This window comes from Citrifermentans bemidjiense Bem (assembly GCF_000020725.1).
Classification (GTDB): Bacteria; Desulfobacterota; Desulfuromonadia; order Geobacterales; family Geobacteraceae; genus Geomonas; species Geomonas bemidjiensis.
The window spans coordinates 674,159-697,019 of sequence record NC_011146.1 but is presented as its reverse complement, the minus strand read 5'-3'; the positions used below and the strand labels follow the sequence as shown (position 1 = coordinate 697,019).

Below are 22,861 nucleotides of genomic sequence, written 5' to 3'. Positions count from 1 at the left end.
CATAAAAAAAGGGCGCTTCCATTTCCGGAGGCGCCCTTTTAAATTTTGTTGTATCAGCGGCAGCTTCGGTTACGCCGCCTCGGCTTCCATCACCAGCGGGGCGAGGAAGCGCTTCATCTTCTTGAGCGCACCCTCTTCTATCTGGCGGACCCGCTCGCGCGAGATGGAGAAGTGATCGGCTATTTCCTGCAGGGTCATCGGGTCCTCCGCGGCTACGCGCTGCTCGATGACGAACTTCTCTTTCTCGTTCAGGTTTTCCAGCGCGCTGGCTACGTTTCGCTCTAGGATGGTGGTCTCCTGGCGCTCGGCCAGCATCTCCTCCTGGTTCTGCCGCAGGTCGGGAAGGCTCTCCAGGAAGGTCCCCCCTCCCTCGCCTTCGAACATCTCGACGTCGAGCGACAATTCGCCCCGGAGGCGCTGTTCCATCTCCCGGGCCTCGTTGTCCTTCACGTCCAGCGATATCGCCGCCGCGTGCAGGTCGCCCTCGCCGGTCATGTTGACGATCGCCTGCTTCGCCTGGTTCAGCTTAAAGAAGAGCTTTCTCTGCGCCTGCGTGGTCCCGATCTTTAACAGGCTCCAGGCGGAGATGATGTGGTTCTGGATGTAGGCCCTAATCCACCAGACCGCGTAGGAGATGAGCCGCACCCCCTTGTCAGGGTCGAACTTTCTCACCGCCATCATCAGCCCGATATTCCCTTCCTGGATCAGGTCGAGCATCTTCATCCCGTAGGAACGGTATTCGCCTGCTATTTTCACCACGAAACGAAGGTTCGCGGTGATCAGCCGGTGCGCCGCCTCAAGGTCTCCCTCGCGACGGAACCTGCCAGCCAAATCCATTTCCTCGTCCGCCGTAAGCAGCGGAAAACGGTTGATTTCCGCGAGGTAAAGGGTCAGGTTGTCGATAGGTACCGGCATGCTGTGTGTCATAGTACTGTTACCCCCTGTGAGTGCAGGTTTTGCCTCCTGCTGTTAGCACTCCGCTCTCGTGAGCGCTAACAATATATCAAGCAGCATGTAAAAAATCAAGGTCCTGCGTGAAATAACCGTGGCCGAAACAGGGGCTTGCGGCGGGTTAAATTGCTTGCGCCCCCTATCCTGAATATGGTAAACGAAAAGATCGAATAAAAGCGACGCCTGGCGCCGAAAACCGGAGGTTCTGCCACATGGAAATCAGGATAGTGCCCCTCAGCGAGGGGGAGAAAAAGGCGAAATTCAAAGACGAATCACAGCTTGGCTTTGGCAAGATTTTCACCGACCGCATGCTTTTGATCGAGTGGAAGGTCGGCCAGGGGTGGGTAGATGCCAGGATCAAGAAGTACGAGCCGTTCCAGCTCGACCCGGCGGCGCTCGTGTTGCATTATGCCCAGGAAATCTTCGAAGGGCTCAAGGCCTACAGGTGGAAGGACGGCACCATTGCTCTCTTCCGTCCCGAGATGAACGCCCGCCGCTTCAACCACTCAGCGGACCGGCTCTGCATGCCCGAGATCCCCGAGGAACTCTTTGTAAGCGGCATCGAGCAGTTGGTGGCCGCCGAGCGCGAATGGGTCCCCGGCGCCGAAGGGACCTCCCTCTACATCCGCCCCGCCATGATCGCCGTGGAGCCGCATGTCGGCATCAAGCCTTCGGACCACTACTACTTCTACGTGATTCTCTCCCCGGTCGGCGCCTACTACGCCAACGGCTTCAATCCCGTGAAGATCATGGTGGAGGACCATTACGTGAGGGCAACCCCGGGCGGCACCGGCGAGGCCAAGACCGGCGGCAACTACGCCAGCTCGCTCAAGGCGGGACTCGAGGCCAAGAAGAAAGGGTTCGACCAGGTGCTCTGGCTGGACGGCGTCCACAAGCGTTACATCGAGGAAGTCGGCTCGATGAACATGTTCTTTGCCTACGGCGACACCATCGTCACCGCGCCGCTTGAAGGAAGCATACTCAACGGCATCACCCGTGACTCGGTGCTGACCCTGGCCAAGTCGTTGAACCTGAAGGTCGAGGAGCGGCGCATAGACGTCAACGACCTGATGGCGGATCTGAAAAGCGGGAAGATCACCGAGGCATTCGGCAGCGGCACCGCCGCGGTGGTAACCCCGGTCGGTACCCTGAGCTACGCCGGCGATACGGTCCAGGTGGGCAACGGCGGCGTAGGGAAATACACCCAGGTGCTCTACGACACGCTGACCGGGATCCAGACCGGCAAGATCGAAGACCGATTCGGCTGGATCAGGAAGATCTAGCCTCAAAAACAGGATGGCCGCGCGGGTGATTCCCGCGCGGCCATCGTCATTTATAAGAAGAAGAGCTGCCCCCCTCCTGCTGCTGTGCCCAAACGCAACTCACTGCGTCTCTCCCAACTCTCAAAAAAGGTCCATCTGCCCCTTCAAAAGATCGCCCGGAGGGGGCGCCACTTTTCCTCCACCCTCCATCCCCTTCCAGCTCTGCCCCGTCCGGATCATCTCCTGGAGCCACTTCTTGGGAACCGAGTGGTAGCGGCATTTTTTCAGTGCTCCGACGGTTATGGTGGCAGAGACGACTCCGCGCCGGATGCGCGGCACGATCTCCGTCACCTTGCCGATGAAGAGGAAACAGCGGGTGGCGTCTTTATGCTCCAGGAGCACCTCGTCGCCGATGATGGCAAGACAGATGGCGTGATGACGCTTGTTGTCGGCAAAGAAACTGACGGCACATCCGGGCGTCGGAACCACCGGCCTCGCTAGGTCGTCGCCGTCCCACACCAGCTCCTCGGCGTCATCCTGTTCATCGTCGAGAAGCTCTTCCGGCTCATCCCCATAGTACAGATCGTCGTCGGGAATGGGATCGTCCCAATCTTCCTCGATAGCGGCAGCGACTTCGTCCCCGGCATCCAGTTCCAGATCTTCCGCGACGCCATGTTCCTTTTCGTTCAATGTCAGCTTTGCCACAATTCTTCCCCTACCAATCTCACAGCGTCGTTGCTTGTGCCTGAACCAGGTAACACCGCGCCTGCAAAGTTGCTTACGGATCGCTTTGTACCGTGCGGATAATGCCATATCTTGCCGCGCACCACAAGCATTGGCGAAGCGGCAAACTCTTCGGGCGCTCCCGCCCATACTCTCAAGCTAAAAACCTCGCCCAGCCTTGACACTACCCATCCCCCTACTTATCTTCTTCTAGGACTTTAGGAGGCACTGCCATGATACGACCGGAAAAAATGACCGTTAAGACACAGGAAGCACTGGTGACGGCGCAGGAGAAAGCGGCAGAGATGTCCGCCGGCAGCATCGAGGCCGAACACCTGCTGCTCGCCCTCATAGACCAGGAGGGAGGGTTCGTCCCCGACCTTTTGAAGAAAATAGGAGCGCCGCTGGCCAAGCTGCGCGAGAGCGTCGACGAGACGCTGAAGCGTCTGCCCAAGGTCACCGGAGCTGCCCAGGTCTCGCTCTCCGCCACGCTGAACCGGGTACTGGACCAGGCCCAGAAAGAGGCGGACTCCATGCACGACGCGTTCGTCTCCACGGAGCACCTGCTTTTGGCGCTGGTGGCAGCGAAGGACGCACCGAGTTCCCGGCTCTTGAGCCAGAACGGGGTTACCCGCGACGGGATCCTGTCGGCGCTCAAAGAACTGCGCGGCGGCGAGGCGGTGAACGAGCAGGACCCGGAGGGGAAATACCAGGCGCTTGCCAAGTACTGTCGCGACCTCACCGACCTGGCAAGGCAGGGGAAACTCGACCCGGTGATCGGGCGCGACGACGAAGTAAGAAGGGTGCTCCAGGTCCTGTCGCGCCGCACCAAGAACAACCCGGTGCTGATCGGGGAGCCTGGCGTCGGCAAGACCGCCATCGTCGAGGGACTCGCCCAGCGCATCGTTTCGGGCGACGTCCCCGAATCGCTCAAGGACAAGGTGATCATGGCGCTCGACATGGGGGCGCTGATCGCAGGGGCGAAGTACCGCGGCGAGTTCGAGGAGCGCCTGAAGGCGGTGATCAAGGAGGTGGCGCGCTCGGAAGGTAAGATCATCCTCTTCATCGACGAGATGCACACGCTGGTGGGAGCCGGTGCCGCCGAGGGGGCGATGGACGCCTCCAACATGCTGAAGCCGGCCCTGGCCCGCGGAGAGCTGCACTGCATCGGCGCCACGACCCTCAACGAATACCGCAAGCACATCGAGAAGGACGCCGCCCTGGAACGCCGCTTCCAGCAGGTATTCGCCGGCGAGCCGAGCGTGGAGGAGACCATCTCCATCCTCAGGGGGCTCAAGGAGAAGTACGAGAACTACCACAAGATACGGATCAAGGACGGCGCCATCATCGCCGCGGCCACCCTTTCGGACCGCTACATCACCGACCGCTTCCTCCCCGACAAAGCGATCGACCTGATCGACGAGGCCGCGTCCCGCCTACGGATCGAGATCGATTCGAAGCCGACCGAGATCGACGAAATCGACCGGCGCATCATCCAGCTCGAGATCGAGCGCCAGGCCATGCTGCGCGAGCAGGACACGAAGGTGCTGGACCGGCTCAAAAAGCTAGAGGAGGAACTGGACGGGTTGAAGGCGCAGTCGGCGAAGCTGAACGAACATTGGAAAAGGGAGACCAACCTCCTTAAGGATTTGGGGGAGCTGAAGCAGCGCAAGGAGGAGAAAGCCGAGGAAGCCAAGCGTGCGGAGCGCGACGGGCTCTTGGCCCGCACCGCCGAGATCCGCTACGGCGAGATACCCGCCATCGAGAAGGAGATGGAGGAGAAGCGGCTCACCCTGGAGTCGGTCCAGAAGGAAGAGAAGATGCTCCCGGAAGAAGTCGACGCCGAGATGGTGGCCGAGGTGGTGGCCAAGTGGACCGGCATACCGGTGAACCGGATGCTGGAGACCGAGTCCGACAAGCTGGTCAAGATGGAGGAGCGGCTCAAAAGCCGCGTGGTGGGGCAGGACGAGGCGCTCACCCTGGTGGCGAACGCGGTGCGGCGCGCCCGCAGCGGCCTATCCGACCCCAACCGCCCCATCGGCTCCTTCATCTTCCTGGGACCTACCGGCGTCGGCAAGACCGAGACGGCACGGGCCTTGGCCTCGTTTCTCTTCGACGACGATCAGGCCATCGTCCGCATCGACATGAGCGAATACCAGGAGAAGCACACGGTCGCCCGCCTGATCGGAGCCCCTCCCGGGTACGTCGGCTACGAGGAGGGAGGGCAACTCACCGAGGCGGTGCGCCGCCGCCCCTACTGCATCGTCCTATTCGACGAGATCGAGAAGGCGCACCCCGAGGTGTTCAACGTCTTCCTGCAAATATTGGACGACGGCCGGCTCACCGACGGCCAGGGGCGGACGGTCGATTTCAAGAACTCGGTCATCATCATGACCAGCAACCTGGGGTCGCAGTGGATCCAGCAGTACGGGGCCGCCGACTACGGAAAAATGCAAAGCGAGGTCATGGAGACCCTGCGGGAGGCATTCAAGCCCGAGTTCCTGAACCGGGTCGACGAGATCGTCATCTACCACTCGCTGCCGCTGGAAAGGATCAAGGAAATCGTCTCCATCCAATTGCAGTCGCTCACCAAAAGACTGGAGGAAAAGGGACTCGGCTTGGAGGTGACCGAGCAGGCTCGCGAATTCCTGGCCCGGGAGGGATACGACCCTGCCTACGGGGCAAGGCCGCTCAAGCGCGCGCTGCAAAGGAAGATCCAGGACCCGCTGGCGCTCATGCTGCTTGAGAACAAGTTCGCCCCGGGCGACATAGTGGTGGTCGACCTCCCGGCGCAGGGAGACTCCCTGACCATCGGGAAAAAGGCATGATGCTGTAAACGGTAATTAATAAATTGCCAACTTTCGGCAAAGCTGATAGTGTACGCGGCGCAAAGCTGCTGCTTTGCGCCGCGCTTGCGGCACCTACCCTGGGGGGAGTTCCTGAATGAAACGTTACTCAACAATCATGTCGGTATTACTCACACTCGCACTGCCGGTAGCCGGCACCTGCGCTGACGCACCGCAGGCCCCCGAAAAAGCCGAGGCGTCCAAAGTCGAGGCGTCCAAAGTCGAGGCGATAAAGGAATCGGTCTCCAAGAGCGGTCACATGATGATGGGCGGAGGGGCCGCCCCCGCTGCAGAAGGCGCAGCGCCAGCACCGCCTCCCAACCTGAACCCTGCGGGCAAGGTCGTGGAGACCATGGACGGCGGTGGATATACCTACGCCAACATCGACAGCGCCGGGACCAAGACCTGGGTCGCCTATCCCGTCCTTCCGACCAAGGTAGGGGACACCCTCTCCTTCAAGGGATGCATGTCCATGGGCGGCTTCCAGAGCAAGGCGCTCAACCGCAAGTTCGACGACATCCTGTTCTGCGGCTCTCCCGAGATCGCAGGCGCGAAGACAGCCTCGGCAAAACCCGCCGCCAGCGAGAAGAAAGCGCCTGCCGGCCCGGTCAAGGTGGCAAAGGCCACCGGCGCCAACGCCTACACCGTCGAGGAGATCTTCTCCAAGCGCGGCTCCCTGAACGGCAAGCAGGTCGTCGTCAAGGGCCAGGTAGTGAAGGTTGCCTCGGGAATCATGAGCAAAAACTGGATCCACCTGCAGGACGGCACCGGCAACGCGAAGAAGAAGACCAACGATCTGGTGATCACCACGACCGATCAGGCTGAAGAAGGGGACATCATCACGGTCTCCGGCACGCTCGCCAAAGACAAGGATTTCGGCGGCGGCTACAAGTACACCGCCATCATCGAAAAAGGGAGCGTCAAGAAGTAACGCCGCCCGAAGAGAGCAAACGAAGGCCCCCCGCCAATGACGGGGGGCCTTTTTTAGTCAGAAGCCCCGGAGCGGAAAACTTATCCCCGGCCGCTTGCAGAGCTGCCCGGACAGAAACGGACGAAAACCCAACTAAAGAGGCCGCCATGAAGACCCTCCTGATATCCCTGTTCCTGGTTCGCTTTGCCGTTGCCTACCTGTTGCGTTACCTGAACCTGCGCCACCTGAAGCGGTACGGCACCACTGTGCCCGAGGGGTTCGCCGGGGCCATAGACCAGGAGGCGCTGGCTAAATCGGCGCGCTACACTCTGGAGCAGCACAGGGTAGGTCTCGTTGAGTCAATCTACGACAGCGCGCTGCTTCTCGTTTTCCTGTTCACACCTTTGCTCCCCCTTTACGACCACTGGATCGCCTCCCTTTCCGGCTCTTACCTGGTCCGGGGGCTCACTTTCATGCTTCTCATCTTCCTTTCGCAGAGCGTCCTGGAGATCCCCTTCTCGCTCTACAGCACCTTCCGACTGGAGCGGCGCTACGGCTTCAACACCACGACGCCCGGCCTCTGGCTTTCCGATTTCTTCAAGTCGATGCTCATTTCGGCACTCCTCGCGGGAATCCTGGTGAGCGCCGCCCTGTTGCTGGTCCGGCACTCCCCGGAACTCTGGTGGCTCTGGGTCTGGGGCTTCTTCGCGCTCTTCTCCATCACCATGATCTACCTCTCGCCCTACGTGATCGAGCCGCTCTTCTCCAAGTTCGAGCCGCTGTCCGATCCTGAGCTGGAAGCGGAGATACGGGTCATGCTGGACAGGGCCGGGATCGAGGTGAAGGGGGTGTTGCAGATGGACGCCTCCCGCCGCAGCCTCCACTCCAACGCCTACTTCACCGGCATAGGCCATGTAAAGCGGATCGTTTTGTACGACACCCTTCTGAAGCAGATGGATCACCAGGAGTTGCTGACTATCCTGGCGCACGAAACCGGCCACTGGAAGAAGGGGCACATCTGGAAGCAGTTGCTCCTCATGGAGAGCGTGGCACTCGCGGCCTTCTTCCTGGTGCACCAGTTGATCGGCTGGGGTGGGCTCCCGGGGCTCTTCGGCCACCAAGAGGCCTCCTTCCCGGCCCAGGTGCTCTTGGTCAGCTTCATCCTCTCCATCGCCTCCTTCCCGTTCACCCCCGTCGGCTCCTGGCTTTCCCGCCGCAACGAGCGCGAGGCGGACCGGTTTGCCGTAGAGCTCAGCGGGGCTCCGCACGCCCTCGCCTCGGCCCTCGTCAAGCTCTCCTGCGAGAACCTCTCGAACCTCCATCCTCACCCGCTGTATGCCGGGTTTTATTACAGCCATCCCCCCGTCGTGGAGAGGGTAGCCGCCCTTAGGGCCATGGCGTCCACCGGCGAGCGTCGGAATAATTAACACGGATCAATTGCGCCGCTAATTTTGCATGGTATTTTTTCTGAGGCCTTGGCCACAAAGATAAGCCACAGGAGCCGATCCATATGCGTCTGAACATCCTCATTACCGCTTCCGAAGCAGTTCCCTTCGCCAAGGAAGGCGGGCTTGCCGACGTCGTCGGCGCTCTCCCGAAATACCTCGAAGCCAGAGGGCATGACGTTCGGGTGGTGATGCCCCGCTATTACAATGTGGACCGCGACCGCTACCGGTTGCGCCAACTCCCGGGCGCGCTGGTCGTGCCGATGGGGATCATCGGCGAGATGTACTGCGGCGTTCTGGAAGGGCGCATCCCCGGCAGCGACGTCCCGATCTACTTCCTGGAGCACGAGGAGTTCTACGGCCGGGACTCCCTTTACGAGCGTGACAACAAGGGGTACCTCGACAACGACAACCGCTTCATCTTCCTCTCCAAGGCGAGCCTGGAACTGTGCAAGATGATCCGCTTCACACCGGACCTGGTGCATGCCCACGACTGGCATACGGCAGCCGTCCCCGTTCTGATGAACAGCTGGTACCGGCACGACCAGTACCTCTCGCAGTCGGCGTCTCTACTCACCATCCACAACATGCAGCACCAGGGAAGCTTCTACGAAGGAGCCATGGACGTGCTCGGGATCGGATGGGAGCACTTCACCTATCTGGAGCTGGAAAAAGAGAACCAGGTGAACCTCCTGAAGGGGGGGATCTACCACGCCACGCTCCTCAACACGGTGAGCCAGGGGTATGCGCGGGAGATCCAGACGTCGGAATACGGCTGGGGGCTGGAAGGGGTGGTACGTGAGCGGGCGGGTGAGCTCTCCGGGATATTGAACGGCGTCGACTATGAGGAGTGGAACCCCGAGGGGGACCCGCTTCTTCCCGCCAACTACAGCGCGCGGGACCTTGCTGGGAAGGGGATATGCAAGCGCGAACTGCAACGCGCGCTGGGGCTTCCCGAACGTGAAGACGTACCGCTGATAGGTATGGTGTCCCGCCTGGTGAAGCAAAAGGGGATAGACGTGCTGGCCCAGGCGCTGCCACGGATCCTCGAACTCGACGTGCAGCTCGTGCTATTGGGAGCGGGCGAGCCTTGGGCTCACTTCTACTTCGGGGGGATGGCCGCCGGGCGCCCCGACCGTTTCGCTTGCCGTATCGGCTACGACAACGCCCTCGCTCACCGGATCGAGGGTGGGTGCGACTTCTTCCTGATGCCCTCGGCTTTCGAGCCGTGCGGATTGAACCAGATGTATAGCATGCGCTACGGCACCATCCCCATAGTGCGCGCCACCGGCGGGCTGGACGACTCGGTGCAAAACTATGACGCCCAAAACCGCAGCGGGGACGGTTTCAAGTTCTGGGACCTGAACGCCGGCGCCCTGTTCGACACCGTCGGCTGGGCCGTACACACCTGGTACCAGGACAAGGAAGGCATCCACTCGCTCAGGCAAAACGCCATGGCCAAGAGGTTCACCTGGGAGGACGCGGCCGCGAAGTACGAGCGGCTCTACCTGGAGGCAATGAGAAGAAAGCTGGGCGAGGAGCGGTACGGGCAGGCCACCTCCCGAGTTACCCCTCGGAAATTCCGCAATCGCCCCACCATTCCCGGTTGCAACACCCCCTGAGACAGCGGGCTGCGCTGTTGCGAGTGAAACGGGGCGCTGCGGAGCAGCTTTTCACTATTCCAAATCAAATAGCACTATTCCGAACCGAACTTTACAATTTCCAAATCGAAATAGACTATTCCCAACCCGAATTAACTATTTCCAAATCAATTTAACAATTCTCAAATCAGAATTGCATAAATCCAAATCGGAATAGCATAAACTCGAATCGGAATAGCATAAACCCGAATCAGAATTGCTTAAACCCGAGCCGGAATTGCTAATTCCAAATCGGAGTTGCACAATTCCCAGCGAGACTTTACTATTCCCTACCCCGAAGCGCAGTATTCGAGGGGCGGATCTATTCCGCTATCGCCGCGAGTGGAAAACGAAAAAGGTGCATCCGGGAATTCCGGAAGGACCGGGATTATCTTTTGAAGGTTTGTGGCGTCTCCCTCACCCTGTCCCTCCCCCAGAGGGGGAGGGGACTCGAAGTCCCCCGCAATTCCCTTACGAGCCACGAAAAAAGGCGCCCCGGAAATCCGGGACGCCTTTTTAGTTTCAGCCAAAGCCTGTTGCTACATCTTGTTCAGCAGCGGAACGATGAGCAGCGAGACGATGTTGATGATTTTGATCATCGGGTTGACCGCAGGGCCTGCGGTGTCCTTGTACGGGTCGCCTACGGTGTCGCCGGTAACTGCAGCCTTGTGGGCTTCGCTACCTTTGCCGCCGTGATAGCCGTCCTCGATGTACTTCTTGGCGTTGTCCCATGCGCCGCCGCCGGTGGTCATGGAGATAGCGACGAAGATACCGGTGACGATGGAACCGACGATGACGCCGCCCAGAGCCTTGGGCCCGAGGGTGAAGCCTACGACGATCGGGGCGAGGATCGGGATGAGACCCGGGATGACCATCTCTTTAAGAGCGGTCTTGGTGACGATGTCGACGCAGGCAGCATAGTCCGGCTTGCCGGTGCCTTCCATGATCCCCTTGATGGTGCGGAACTGGCGACGAACCTCGTCTACGACCGCGCCGCCTGCCTTACCGACAGCTTCCATGCACATAGCCGCGAAGTAGTAGGGGAGCATGCCGCCGATGAAGAGGCCGACGATGATGTACGGATCGGAGAGGGAGAAGCTCTTGTCGGCGATGGTCAGCTCCTGCACATAGGAGGTGAACAGGATGATTGCGGCAAGGCCTGCGGAGCCGATGGCGTAGCCTTTGGTGACGGCCTTGGTGGTGTTGCCGACCGCGTCGAGCGGGTCGGTAACGGCGCGGACGGAATCGTCCAGTTCAGCCATCTCGGCGATGCCGCCGGCGTTGTCGGTGATGGGGCCGTAGGCGTCCATGGCGACGACGATACCGGTCAGGGAGAGCATGGACACAGCCGCGATGGCGATGCCGTAGACCCCGGCGCAGTTGGAGGCGACCACGATGCCGGCAGCGATGACGATGACCGGAAGGGCGGTGGACTTCATGGAAACGCCGAGACCGGCGATGATGTTGGTGGCGTGGCCGGTCTTGGAGGCTTCGGCGATGTGCTTGACCGGAGCGTACTCGGTGGCGGTGTAGTACTCGGTGATCCAGAAGATGGCACCGGTGACCACGAGGCCGACGATGGCGGAGATGAAGATGTTGAGGGCGCTGATGGTGGCGCCGGTGGCGGTGGTCAGCCCCTGCGGGAACATCTGCACGGTCACGAAGTAGAAGGCGATGCAGGCGATCACGGCCGAAGCGATGAGCCCCTTGTAGAGCGCGCCCATGATCTTGCCGGAGCCGCCGAGCTTGACGAAGTAGGTGCCGATGATGGAGGCGATGATGGAGATGCCCCCCAGGATCAGCGGGTAGTTTACTGCAGCCGAGTTGGTGAAGGTGATGGCGCCAAGGAGCATGGCGGCGATCAGGGTTACCGCGTAGGTCTCGAAGAGGTCGGCGGCCATGCCGGCGCAGTCGCCGACGTTGTCGCCCACGTTGTCGGCGATGACTGCCGGGTTGCGGGGGTCGTCTTCGGGGATACCGGCTTCGACCTTGCCTACGAGGTCGGCGCCGACGTCAGCGCCCTTGGTGAAGATACCGCCGCCCAGACGGGCGAAGATGGAGATCAGCGAGCCGCCGAAGCCGAGGCCGACCAACTGGCTGACGATTTCTTTGACCGGAGCGCCCGGCATGATCTGCTGGAGCACCATGTAGTAGCCTGCAACGCCCAGAAGACCGAGACCGACAACCAGCATACCGGTGATCGCACCACCCTTGAAAGCGACGTTGAGCGCCTTGTGGATGCCGGACTTGGCAGCCTCGGTGGTCCTCACGTTGGCGCGTACCGAGACGAACATCCCGATGAAGCCGGTGAGGCCGGAGAAGACTGCGCCGACCAGGAAGCCGACCGCGGTCTTCCAGCCGAGGGTTGCGAAGAGTGCGACGAACATGGCGACGCCGACCACCGCGATGATGGTGTACTGACGCTTCATGTAGGCCCCTGCCCCTTCCTGGATGGCTGCGGCGATCTGACGCATCCGCTCGTTACCCTGGGGGAGCCCCAAGATCCACTGGGCCGAGATAAGACCGTAGGCCACTGCCGCCGCGGCACAAGCCAGGGCGAAGACTACTGCATACTGTTCCATTGAAAAAAATCCTCCTATTTAGATATGCCTCGAAAAGGCGTGACTTCCCTTTGCGCAGTACAAATCCTTTCATAAAAACGGGTGATTGTTATCGAAAAGAGCACCTTTTGTCAATCTAATTCCTTATCAGAGGTGCGAAAAGATTAAATGTTTTGAGCTTTTAACTGCTGATCGACTACCCATGATCGCGTATACGCGGCACAGTCACAGTGGATGAGTGCCGACATAGCGACCGCGGCTCTCATCTCATCTATTAGGATATGAGCTGCGCTCAATGAGACGCCGCGGCAGCAGTGATCTGCAACTCGCCGTTTCCTGCCAGTGTCGCCGCGCCTTTGACAGAGTCAGCGTCCGGTAAACAGTTGCGCATTCAATCTCGAATATGTATCATAACGCGATGCTCGATCTTAAATGTGGCGATCAAACTTATCCTCTGCAGATCTCTCCCGACCGTATTCTTTCGGTGCTGCGCCCACGCCCCTTTGTTCCGCAGGGTTCGCCGTCCCAACTCATAGAGAAAGCAATGGCAGGTTGCGAGCAGGCCCTGTCGGCCTTCGGACCCGGAGAAAAGGTGGTCGTCGTCACCTCCGACGTCACCAGGCCCACCGGCAGCGAGGTTTACCTCCCCATGCTGGTGTCCCGCCTGAACCAGGCCGGAATCAGGGACCGCGATATAGAGATAGTGATCGCACTGGGGATACATCGCAAACAGACCGAGGCCGAGCAGAGAAAGATCCTCGGCGAGGTGTACGGCCGGGTCAGGGTCAGCGACCACGACTGCGACGCCCCCGGCGCGCTGGTGTACCTGGGGGATACCTCCCGCGGAGTGCCGGTCGAGATAAACCGTCGCGTCGCTGAGGCGGACCGGCTCATCCTTACCGGCGCAATTACCTTTCACTACTTCGCGGGATTTGGCGGCGGAAGAAAAAGCCTGCTTCCCGGCGTCTCCAGCCGACGCAGTTGCATGGCGAGCCACTTTGCCCTGTTGAACCCGGAAGAGGGAAGCGGCAGGCATCCCAAGGCGGTAACGGGAAACCTTGCGGGGAACCCGGTGCACGAGGCGATGCTGGAAGCGTGCGGCAAGCGCCCCCCCGAGTTCATCCTGAACACCGTGCTCGGCCCGGACAAGAAGATCGTCGCCGCCTTTGCCGGCGACTGGCGCGACGCCCACCTGGCAGGGTGCCGCTTTTACGCCGACGCCTTCTCGGCCCCCATCGACGAATTGGCCGACCTGGTGCTGGTTTCCTGCGGCGGTTTCCCCAAGGACATCAACCTGATCCAGGCGCACAAGTCGATGGAGTACGCAAGCCGCGCCCTGAAACCGGGAGGGGTCATGGTGCTTCTCGCGGAATGCCGCGACGGCTACGGCAACGCCACCTTCTTCAACTGGTTCGGCTACCCCACCTGCTTCGAGTTGGAATCGGCCCTGAGAAAACGCTACGAGATCAACGGACAGACGGCCTGGTCGGTGAAGGAGAAGGCGGAGCGATTCAAGGTAGTGCTGGTTTCCCAGCTCCCCGGGGAAGAAGTCAGGACCATGGGAATGACCCCCGCGCAGACGCTGGAAGAAGCAATGAGACTCGCGCTCCCGATGCTCACCGAAGAGTTTCGCGCCTACGTGATACCCGAGGGGGGGAACGTGCTGCCGGTGCACTCTCCGGCGTAACTGCCGCCACAAATATGAAACGAGATCCGAAAGACCCATCGAAAGGAAGATAGATGCTCGACGCACGCATACTGCAGCAATTGACCGATATCGTCGGCAGCGAGAACATCGCCGCCACCCCGCAGGACCTGATCTGCTACGGCTACGACGCCACCCAAATGGAATTCCTCCCCGATTGCGTAGTGCATCCCGACGGCAGCGAAGAGGTAGCGCGGATACTGAAGCTCGCCAACAGTGAAGGCTTCCCCGTATTCCCCAGGGGGGCAGGCAGCGGCTTCACCGGCGGCGCCCTCCCGAAAGGGGGGGGAGTGGTGCTGGTGACCACCCGCATGAACCGGATCCTCAGGATCGACACCGACAACCTGGTGGCCGAAGTGGAGCCGGGGGTCGTGACCGAGACCTTCCAGATGGCGGTCGAGAAACTGGGGCTCTTCTATCCCCCCGACCCCGCCTCCCTCAAGTTTTCCACGTTGGGCGGCAACGTCGCCGAGTGCGCCGGCGGCCCGCGCGCCGTCAAGTACGGCGTCACCAAGGATTTCGTGATGGGGCTGGAAGTGGTCCTTCCCACCGGCGAGGTGATCAGGACCGGCGGGGAGACGGTGAAGGGAGTGGTGGGTTACGACCTCACCAAGCTCATCTGCGGCTCGGAAGGGACGCTCGGGGTGATCACCAAGATCATCTTCAAGCTCCTCCCCTACCCCGACGCCAAGAAGACCATGCTGACCGTCTTCGATTCCATCGACGGCGCCGCCCGCGCGGTCTCGACCATCATCAAGAACAAGATCATCCCGACGACGCTCGAATTCATGGACCATGCCACGCTCGTCTGCGTCGAGCGCCGTTTCAACCTGGGGCTACCCGACAGCGGCCGCGCCGTGCTTCTCATCGAGGTGGACGGCGACCGCGACCTGATCGAAAAGCAGGCGGGAGAAATCCACAAGTTGATCGAGCCGCTCGGCCTGGTGCAGTTCCGCGTCGCCAAGGACGCGGCCGAGAGCGAGGAACTGTGGCGGGTGCGCCGCCTGGTCTCCCCGTCTTTAAGGGACGTGAACCCGGACAAGTTCAACGAGGACATCGTGGTGCCGAGGAGCAAGGTTCCCGACGTCATCAGGCGCATCGAGGTGATCCAGAAGCGCTATGACATCCCCATCGTCAACTTCGGCCACGCAGGCGACGGCAACATCCACGTCAACATCATGATCGATAAGCAAGTGCCGGGGCAGTTGGAGAAGGCGCACGAGGCGATCAAGGAAGTGTTCCAGGCAGCGCTCGACCTGGGCGGGACCATGTCCGGCGAGCACGGCGTCGGGCTTGCCAAGCAGCCGTACATACCGATGGAGCTTACCGCCGACCAGGTGGCGGCGATGAAAGCGATCAAGCGAGCGCTCGACCCGAACAACATCCTAAACCCCGGCAAGATGTTGCCGGTGTGAACCAATTGACAATTGACGATTGACAATTGACAACGTTCCCTCGTCCACCTGGTCCATTGCGTCCACAAGGTCCACGTGGTCCATTTGCAGCAACCCAATGCAGAAGCCTTGCGCTGGCAGCAAGTCTGAAGTCGTTACTATAAAACCAGTTGTCAATTGTCCATTGTCAATTGTCAATTGCCTTGAAGCGAGAACATAGATGACCAAGAAGCAGATCGACCCGCTCGAGCGGGTGGCAGCAGAGATGAAAAAATGCGTTAAGTGCGGCGCCTGCCGCGCACACTGCCCCGCCTTCAGCACCTTTCAGCGCGAACCGGCTACGGCCCGCGGCAAGGTAGCCCTGGCGCAGCACCTTTGCAAGGGGGACATAACCCTGGACGACGGCACCTACTCCGCCATGTCCAAGTGCCTTCTTTGCGGCAGCTGCGTGGAAAAGTGCCCGAACCAAGTCCCGACCGACGAGATAGTGATCGCCGCACGCGAGGCGCTGGCGCAGCGGCGCGGGCTCACCACCTTTCATAAAGCGGTGGGGCAGGTGATCAAGAACCGCAAGGTGATGAACTTCGGCGCGCTCGCCGCCGCCATCCTCGGCCCTCTCTTCTTCAGGAAGGTCCCGGCCACCTCGGGGCTCAGGCTCCGTTTCCCCATGCCGTTTATCGGGGGAAGCCGCCACATCCCGCAGATCGCCAAAAAACCGTTTATGAAACGCCACCCCGAGGTAATCCAGGGGGAACCGGGCAAACCCCGTATCGTCTTCTTCGTCGGCTGCATGACCAACTTCGTCTACACGGAGATCGGCGAGGCGACCCTTGCCCTCTTCCGTCACTTAGGCTGCACCGTCATCATCCCCAAAGGGCAGCAGTGCTGCGGCCTGCCGGGGATGTCGGGGGGCGACCTGAACACGGTGCGCGAGCTGGCCGAGATGAACCTTGCCGCCATCGAGGCGCACCAGGCTGACTACGTGATGACCGCCTGCGCCACCTGCGGCGGCGCTCTGCACAAGCTCTACCCGCTGGTGGTCGGCAAGCGCAACCCGGAACTGAAACAGCGGCTCCAGGCTCTGGCCGACAAGACGGTGGACGCGGCGGTGCTCTTGCAAAAACTCGGTCTCACCCCGGAAGAAACCGGGACCGGGTCCGGCATGCGCATCACCTACCACGACCCCTGCCACCACAGAACCGCCGGCATCACCAAGGAGCCGCGCGCCCTGCTCAAGAGAACGCCGGGACTGGAGCTGGTGGAAATGGAAGGCGCGGACCGCTGTTGCGGCCTGGGCGGAACCTTCAACGTTTACCATTACGAAAATTCCCTCGACATCAACGCTAGCAAGAGCGCCGCGATCATCGCAACCGGCGCCGACGCGGTGGTGACCGGATGCCCCGGCTGCATCATGCAGCTCTCCGACGGACTGAAACAGGCCGGAGATAAAACGAGGGTATTGCATACCGTGGAACTTCTGGCCCGCAAAATCAGGCGCTGACAGGCAACCCCTGTCAGCCGCCTCCCCCCTGCGTTTTCCCCTCAATTTTTCCCTGCCGCACAACCTCTTGGAATCCCTACATGTCGGGTGTATACACGCTTTTTCTTATTGACATTTGCCAAGCAAATCTTTATGAACAGTACGGTCGTTTTTTAGTAAAACAACAGTTCGTTTACTGAGACTATAAGAACAGCGCGGCCGAGTTCACTCTGCTTGAAAGCAGTTTGACCGCACCAACTTCTTGGTGCCGCGCTGCCGGGGCATATCCTGACCCGGCTCGGCTAACCGGACCTCTTTCTCCACTGCAGCGCCCCCTCCCGTTCCATGAAAAACCTGAAAAGAAGCACCAGTCCCCTTGTCCGCACCGAAGCGTATACGTTTCCGCGACAGCAACGGGCCTTCCCCCCGCTGCTGTAACGGCTTTCCGGGATGCTTCACGAAGACGTGCAACTGCTCCCTCTTACGGGCCGCACCTTACGTTTTCGCTAACTGAGGCAAGGGGGATTTTTAGCGACACTCAAAAAGTACAACGCTTTTTTAATATCAATCAACAGGAGGACGTCGATGAGTTCCGCAGTGACCCCGCAGGAGATGCAAAATCCCAACGACCAGAAGGATGCCCGCAATGTCTAATACCTTTATTCAGCCCTCATTGAAAAATCCGTTCGACGCCGGCGAGAAGGTCGAGTTCAACATCCCGGGCGAGATCTCCCGCGCCACTGGCGGCTATGAAGAGGCCATGCAGGCAGGTTACGACCTGATCCAGCGCCCGATCAAGTCGGTGAGCATCGACCAGATCGAGAAACAGCATTTCAAGAAACGCATGACCGTGTGGGAAAGGATTCGCGTCCTGACCGAGGCGGAGCCCAACATCCTGTTCCAGAACTGGGGCAAGAACCTGGACGGCGCCTCGCTGGTAACCGGCATCCTCAACATCCACGGCCGCGACGTCGCCGTGTACGGCCACGACTTCACGGTCCGCGCCGGTTCCATGGACGCCACCAACGGCAACAAGCTGGCCCGCCTCTTCTACATGGCAGGCGAGAAGGGGATCCCGGTCATCGGCATGAACGACTCCGCCGGCGCCTACGTCCCGGCCGGCGTGGGCGGCCTCGACGGTTACGCTGAGGCGTTCACGGCGCTGAGAAAGATCAGCGGCGTGGTCCCCTCCATCATGTGCATGTTCGGCTTCAACGCGGGGGGCGGCTCCTACCTGCCGCGCCAGGGAAGCTTCGTGATCCAGCCGAAAGACACCTTCTTCGGCCTCACCGGCCCGGGCGTTGTCAAGAGCGTCCTCGGCGAGGACGTGACCCCGGAGGATCTGGGCGGACCGAAGGTGCACGGCCAGTCCGGCGTTGCCGACCTCACCGTCGAGGACGAAGTCGGGGCGCTCAGGACCGCGCTGCAGCTTCTCAACTACATCCCCGACAACAACTCGGTGATGGCGCGCCACCAGGAGACGAGCGACCCGCTGGACAGGAAGACCTGGGAGATCAACACGCTGCTCAAGAAGGCGTTCAACTCCCCGACCGGCTTCAACACCCCGTTCGACGTTTCCATCATCATCCAGCAGATCTGCGACCACGGCGATTATTTCGAAATGCAGCGCGACCGCGCCCGCAACGTCGTCACCGCCTTCGGCCGCCTGGGTGGCAACGTGATCGGCTTCGTCGCCAACAACTCGGCCGTCGACTCCGGCCAGATCGACTGCGACGCCGCCTACAAGATCGCGCGCTTCAACCGCTTCTGCAACATCTACAACATCCCGATCATCTTCATGGAAGACACCACCGGCTTCCTCCCCGGTCGCGAGCAGGAAGCCCGCGGTATCGTCCAGGCCGGCCGCGCCATGCTCGACTCCATCGTCGACATCAGGACTCCGCGCATCCTCTTGATCCTGAGAAACGCCTACGGCGGCGCCTACGCCTCCTACAACAACTACCCGACCGGGGCCGACCTGGTCCTGGCGCTCCCCACCACCAGGCTCGCCGTCATGGGTCCGGCCGGTAAGGAATTCGTCTACAAGGACGAGCTCAGGAAGATCAGGAACGCGGTCATCGAGCGCGTCAAGCGCGGCACCCAGGAGCGGGTGGAGGCCGGCGTGAAGCCGGATCTCGCGAAACTCGACGCCGAGAAGGAAGCCGCCGACTGGCTCAGGGCCGAGGAGGCGCTCCTCAACACCCGTTACGAGAAGGAACTGATGAACCCGAAAGAGGCCCTCTCGCTCGGCTCCATCTCCTCTCTTGTCATGCCGACCGATCTCAGGAAAGTGCTCGGGGAGAACATGAACTTCTTCCTGCGCCACTACAAGCCGGGCCCCATGCAGTCCGTGCAGAGGGAGTTCCACTAATGGCGACTACAGACATGGGACTGGGAACAACGGAAGCAGGGGGCATCGCTCCCGAGTTGCTGGCAGGATTGGGCGGGGCGAAAGCCGAGCCCTGCTGCGGGCTGGCAGGACAGCGCCCGTCGCCGGCAATATCTAATGTAACGGAGATTAAACCGATGGCATACACTTCTGAAAAATACACCAAGAACCCGCTGATCCACAGGGATCGCCGCCTGAGCCTGTCGCCTTCAGCCTGGGTCCGCTCCTTCTCCTGCGAGGATCTCAAACCGCTCATCGTCTGCCGCGGGCCGATCCGCAAAGAGGCGATGGACGTCTACCAGGAGATGGGGATCACGCACTACGGCATCCTCCTGTCCGAGAAGGACTCGATCGTCTACCCGAACGCGCTGGCGCCGGAACTTAGAACCCTCACCGACTCCAAGCGCGTGCACCGCGTGCCCGACTACAGCGGCGCGAGCAAGGAAGAGCGCGTCGAGCGCATCCACCAGATCATCAGGATCGCCCTCGACAACGGCTACGACTCCATCTTCGCGGGCTACGGCTTCATGGCCGAGGACGATGAGTTCGTAGGCGCCATCGAGCAGGCGGGGCTCAACTTCATCGGCCCCTGCGCCGCCACCCAGAGCGGCGCCGGCAAGAAGGACGAGGCGAAAAGGACCGCGCTCTCGGTCAACGTCTCCGTCACCCCCGGTATCGACAACGTCACCGCACGCACACTGATCAAGAAGCACTCCACCCGCGAGAAGCTGCTGGCGCTGGTGAAGTCCGACGGGCTCGAGTGCGACCCGCAGGTACTGAAAAACGACAAGCTCTCCCTTGAGGAGCTCGCCGACCACATCCTCTACGCCTCCTACAACAAGGGGGTCGACCTCTTCTCCATCGAGGAGCTCTGCGCGCAGGTCCAGACCGAGTGCATCGCCATGCTGAAGAAGTACCCGCAGAGCAGGGTGCGCCTGAAGGCGATCGGCGGCGGCGGCGGCAAGGGGCAGCGTCTTCTGGGCGCGGGCCTTTTGAACCTGAAAAACGCCGACGATAAGACCATCGCCAAGGAAGCGGCCGAGGCCCCGGGCCTTGTTCGCGAGATCCTGAACGAGGTCAAGGCGAACGGCATCGGCGACAACAAGAACATCCTGGTCGAGCTCAACATCGAGCAGACCAGGCACAACGAGATCCAGCTGATCGGCAACGGCGACTGGTGCCTCGCTCTGGGCGGGCGCGATTGCTCGCTGCAGATGCACGAGCAGAAGCTCCTAGAGGTCTCCGTCACCCAGGAAGGGCTTCTGGCAGCCATCGAGCAGGCCAAGGCCGCCGGCAAGAAAGCCGAGGTGAAGGCCCTGGAGAGCGACCTCAAGGTGCTCAAAAGGATGGAAGAGGAATCCGAGCGCTTCGGCAAGGCCGTGGGGCTTGACTCCGCATCGACCTTCGAGTGCATCGTCGACCGCGACCGCCACTACTTCATGGAGGTGAACACGAGGATCCAGGTGGAGCACCGGGTAACCGAGCTCTGCTACGCCCTCAAGTTCGTGAACCCTGACGATCCGAAGGACTTCTTCGTGGTCGAGAGCCTGGTCGAGGCGATGGCCCTACTGGCGCGCCACAGGAAGCGGGTGCCCAAGCCCGAGCGCTTCGTCCGTTTCAACGCAGCCGTCGAGGCGCGCCTCAACGCCACCGACGCCTCCCTCTCCCCGCACGCGGGGGGGATGATCCGCTACTGGTCCAAGCCGATCGAGGGCGAGATCCGCGACGATCAGGGGATCAGCATGCTGAACCCCGACACCGGCGTCTTCATGAAGTACAAGGTGGCCGGCGCCTACGACTCGAACATCGCGCTGCTCCTTACCAACGGGGACGACCGCCTGGCCAGCTATGAGAAGATGTCCGAGGTGCTGCGCGCCACTACGCTGCGCGGCTCCGATCTCGCCACCAACCTCGAGTTCCACTACGGCCTGGTGAACTGGTTCCTGGGAAGAAACGTGATGGCGAAGCCGACCACCCGCTTCGTGGTCCCCTACCTCACCCTGGTCGGGACGCTGAAGGAAATCTCCAACAAGATCGACCCGGTCTATGCCTTCCTGCAGATGAAGAAGCATTACGCGAAGATGGTCACCGACTCCCTCGCCGGCCAGCCGGAGCGCCAGGCGAAGGAACTGAAGAACATGTCGACCCTTTTGGACCGCAAGGGGACCCTGATCATCCGTCCCATCGAGCGGCTTCTGGGCGACCCGCACCTTCTGTCCGGGTGGCTCTCCATGAACACCAAGAACTTCCGTATCGACAACGGGAAGGTGGTGTGGCTCAGAAACCCGGTAGGGGTCTTGAACGAGACCTACGAGTACCTGCACATGAACCACCGCCCGCACAAACCCGCGGCCGAGATCATCTGGGGCCACGATAACGACCTCTTGCAGCAGGCGCTGCACTTCTCCCGTACGCTACGCGAGAATTTCGGCCTGGCCCGCGACGAGTACTTCACCCTGCACGAGATCCTCAAGAACGACTCCCCGCAGGGGGGCTTCGACCAGGAGACCTGGGACCAGATCCGCTCCGCGCACTTCGGCTACGAGGCGGGTCTCGAACTCCTCGGCATGCTGTTCATGATCGGGCAGACCACCAAGTTCTGGGATCTGCGCGTGGAGGAAGACCTGGAGATCACCATCCCCGAGTACCTGAACGACCCCGAGCTGCAGGCGCGGATGAAGAAAGTGCTGGTACCGCCGCCGGCGACCAAGGCTGACGAGATCGTGTCGGTGTGCGGCGGCATGTACTACGGTCAGGAAGCTCCGGGCATGCCCTGCTTCGTCACCGAGGGGATGCACTTCGAGAAGGGGCAGCCGCTCTACATCATCGAGGTCATGAAGATGTTCAACAAGGTGTACGCACCCTTCGCCGGGACCATCGACAAAATCCTGGTCACCTCCGGCGACGGCACCATCGTTTCCAAAGGGCAGCCGCTGTTCAAGGTGACCCCGGACGAGAAGTTCGTCGAGGTGGACGTGAACGCCCTCGAGAAAGAAAAGCGCGGCATCACCTCCGACTACCTGAAAGCGGTCCTTTAGGGGCGCTTCAGGCTTCGGCAGCAGAGACGAAAAAGGGGCTCCGGATTTTAATCCGGAGCCCCCGCCTCACCTACTGACCCCCGCCGTTCAAGGCTGGGTCAGTTTCTTTTTTTTGTGGGTTATGCAGCGAAGCAGATATTGTCGCCGGAGAGAGCCTCCAGGAAGCTGTCCTGAAGCGGGTCCTTCACGATGGCCATCTGGCCGTGGTTCACGGACCACATGGTACCGCAGCTCGGACATTCAACGATGTCCTCAGTGAAGCTGCCGGAACGAAGGTCCATGCCGATATGTTCGTCGTTTTTGCACACGGGGCATTGCATCTTGTTTCTCCTCTCGCCCTTCCAGGGCGTTCTATTGATTTTTTCGCTTTGGAAAATATAGGGGGGTCCTTCTTGTTTTACAAGCGAAAAATTCCGAAAAAACGATTTAAAACATAATGTTACAACTTGTTTGACGTTTTGTATGACAAATCGACATTTTAAGTTTTACGCCAAAATAAAACAAGAAGAGCCGCCTG

The 22,861-nt window shown here is 60.7% G+C and carries 14 protein-coding genes; 10 read left to right on the top strand and 4 right to left on the bottom strand.

Annotated elements, in window-relative coordinates; all coding sequences use genetic code 11:
* Positions 1–69 precede the first annotated feature (69 nt).
* Complete coding sequence (gene rpoH, locus GBEM_RS02840) at positions 70–927, bottom strand: RNA polymerase sigma factor RpoH (protein WP_012529008.1); 858 nt, start codon at positions 925–927, stop codon at positions 70–72.
* A gap of 236 nt (positions 928–1,163) precedes the next feature.
* Here rpoH and GBEM_RS02835 point away from each other — a divergent pair, with 236 nt between their 5' ends.
* A complete protein-coding gene (locus GBEM_RS02835; RefSeq protein WP_012529007.1) occupies positions 1,164–2,234 on the top strand; it encodes a branched-chain amino acid aminotransferase in 1,071 nt (356 codons plus the stop codon).
* 120 nt (positions 2,235–2,354) lie between these two features.
* Here GBEM_RS02835 and GBEM_RS02830 read toward each other — a convergent pair whose 3' ends face one another.
* Entirely contained in the window at positions 2,355–2,918 is a 564-nt protein-coding gene (locus GBEM_RS02830; protein ID WP_012529006.1) for a hypothetical protein, read from the bottom strand.
* Positions 2,919–3,169: 251 nt separating this feature from the next.
* On the opposite strand from GBEM_RS02830, the gene clpB reads away from it, so the two are divergent.
* The 4 genes from clpB (at position 3,170) to glgA (ending at position 9,759) form a co-directional block, all read left to right on the top strand.
* Positions 3,170–5,764 (top strand): ATP-dependent chaperone ClpB, encoded by a 2,595-nt coding sequence (gene clpB, locus GBEM_RS02825; protein WP_012529005.1) that lies wholly within the window; start codon positions 3,170–3,172, stop codon positions 5,762–5,764.
* 115 nt (positions 5,765–5,879) lie between these two features.
* Entirely contained in the window at positions 5,880–6,713 is an 834-nt protein-coding gene (locus GBEM_RS02820) for a hypothetical protein (RefSeq protein ID WP_012529004.1), read from the top strand.
* 146 nt (positions 6,714–6,859) lie between these two features.
* Entirely contained in the window at positions 6,860–8,119 is a 1,260-nt protein-coding gene (locus GBEM_RS02815; RefSeq protein WP_012529003.1) for a M48 family metallopeptidase, read from the top strand.
* Between the two features lie 83 nt (positions 8,120–8,202).
* Complete coding sequence (gene glgA, locus GBEM_RS02810; protein ID WP_012529002.1) at positions 8,203–9,759, top strand: glycogen synthase GlgA; 1,557 nt, start codon at positions 8,203–8,205, stop codon at positions 9,757–9,759.
* Between the two features lie 557 nt (positions 9,760–10,316).
* On the opposite strand, the gene GBEM_RS02805 is transcribed toward glgA, so the two are convergent.
* A complete protein-coding gene (locus tag GBEM_RS02805) occupies positions 10,317–12,359 on the bottom strand; it encodes a sodium-translocating pyrophosphatase (RefSeq protein WP_012529001.1) in 2,043 nt (680 codons plus the stop codon).
* A gap of 382 nt (positions 12,360–12,741) precedes the next feature.
* Between GBEM_RS02805 and larA the strand changes: the two genes are divergently transcribed.
* The 5 genes from larA (at position 12,742) to GBEM_RS02775 (ending at position 22,344) form a co-directional block, all read left to right on the top strand.
* Positions 12,742–14,025, top strand: coding sequence for a nickel-dependent lactate racemase (larA, locus tag GBEM_RS02800; protein ID WP_012529000.1), 1,284 nt, complete (start codon positions 12,742–12,744; stop codon positions 14,023–14,025).
* A 53-nt stretch (positions 14,026–14,078) separates the two neighbouring features.
* Positions 14,079–15,458 carry an FAD-binding oxidoreductase gene (locus GBEM_RS02795; RefSeq protein ID WP_012528999.1) on the top strand — a complete coding sequence of 460 codons (1,380 nt, stop codon included), beginning with the start codon at positions 14,079–14,081 and terminating at the stop codon, positions 15,456–15,458.
* A gap of 199 nt (positions 15,459–15,657) precedes the next feature.
* Positions 15,658–16,938 carry a (Fe-S)-binding protein gene (locus tag GBEM_RS02790; RefSeq protein ID WP_012528998.1) on the top strand — a complete coding sequence of 427 codons (1,281 nt, stop codon included), beginning with the start codon at positions 15,658–15,660 and terminating at the stop codon, positions 16,936–16,938.
* Between the two features lie 625 nt (positions 16,939–17,563).
* Positions 17,564–19,288: an acyl-CoA carboxylase subunit beta gene (locus GBEM_RS02780; protein ID WP_012528997.1), complete on the top strand. Its 1,725-nt coding sequence runs from the start codon at positions 17,564–17,566 to the stop codon at positions 19,286–19,288.
* A gap of 155 nt (positions 19,289–19,443) precedes the next feature.
* Positions 19,444–22,344, top strand: coding sequence for an ATP-binding protein (locus tag GBEM_RS02775; protein WP_012528996.1), 2,901 nt, complete (start codon positions 19,444–19,446; stop codon positions 22,342–22,344).
* Between the two features lie 119 nt (positions 22,345–22,463).
* Here the strand turns inward: GBEM_RS02775 and GBEM_RS02770 are convergent, their stop codons facing one another.
* On the bottom strand, positions 22,464–22,664 hold the full coding sequence (locus tag GBEM_RS02770) for a hypothetical protein (protein ID WP_012528995.1): 201 nt from the start codon (positions 22,662–22,664) through the stop codon (positions 22,464–22,466).
* Between the last annotated feature and the right edge of the window lie 197 nt (positions 22,665–22,861).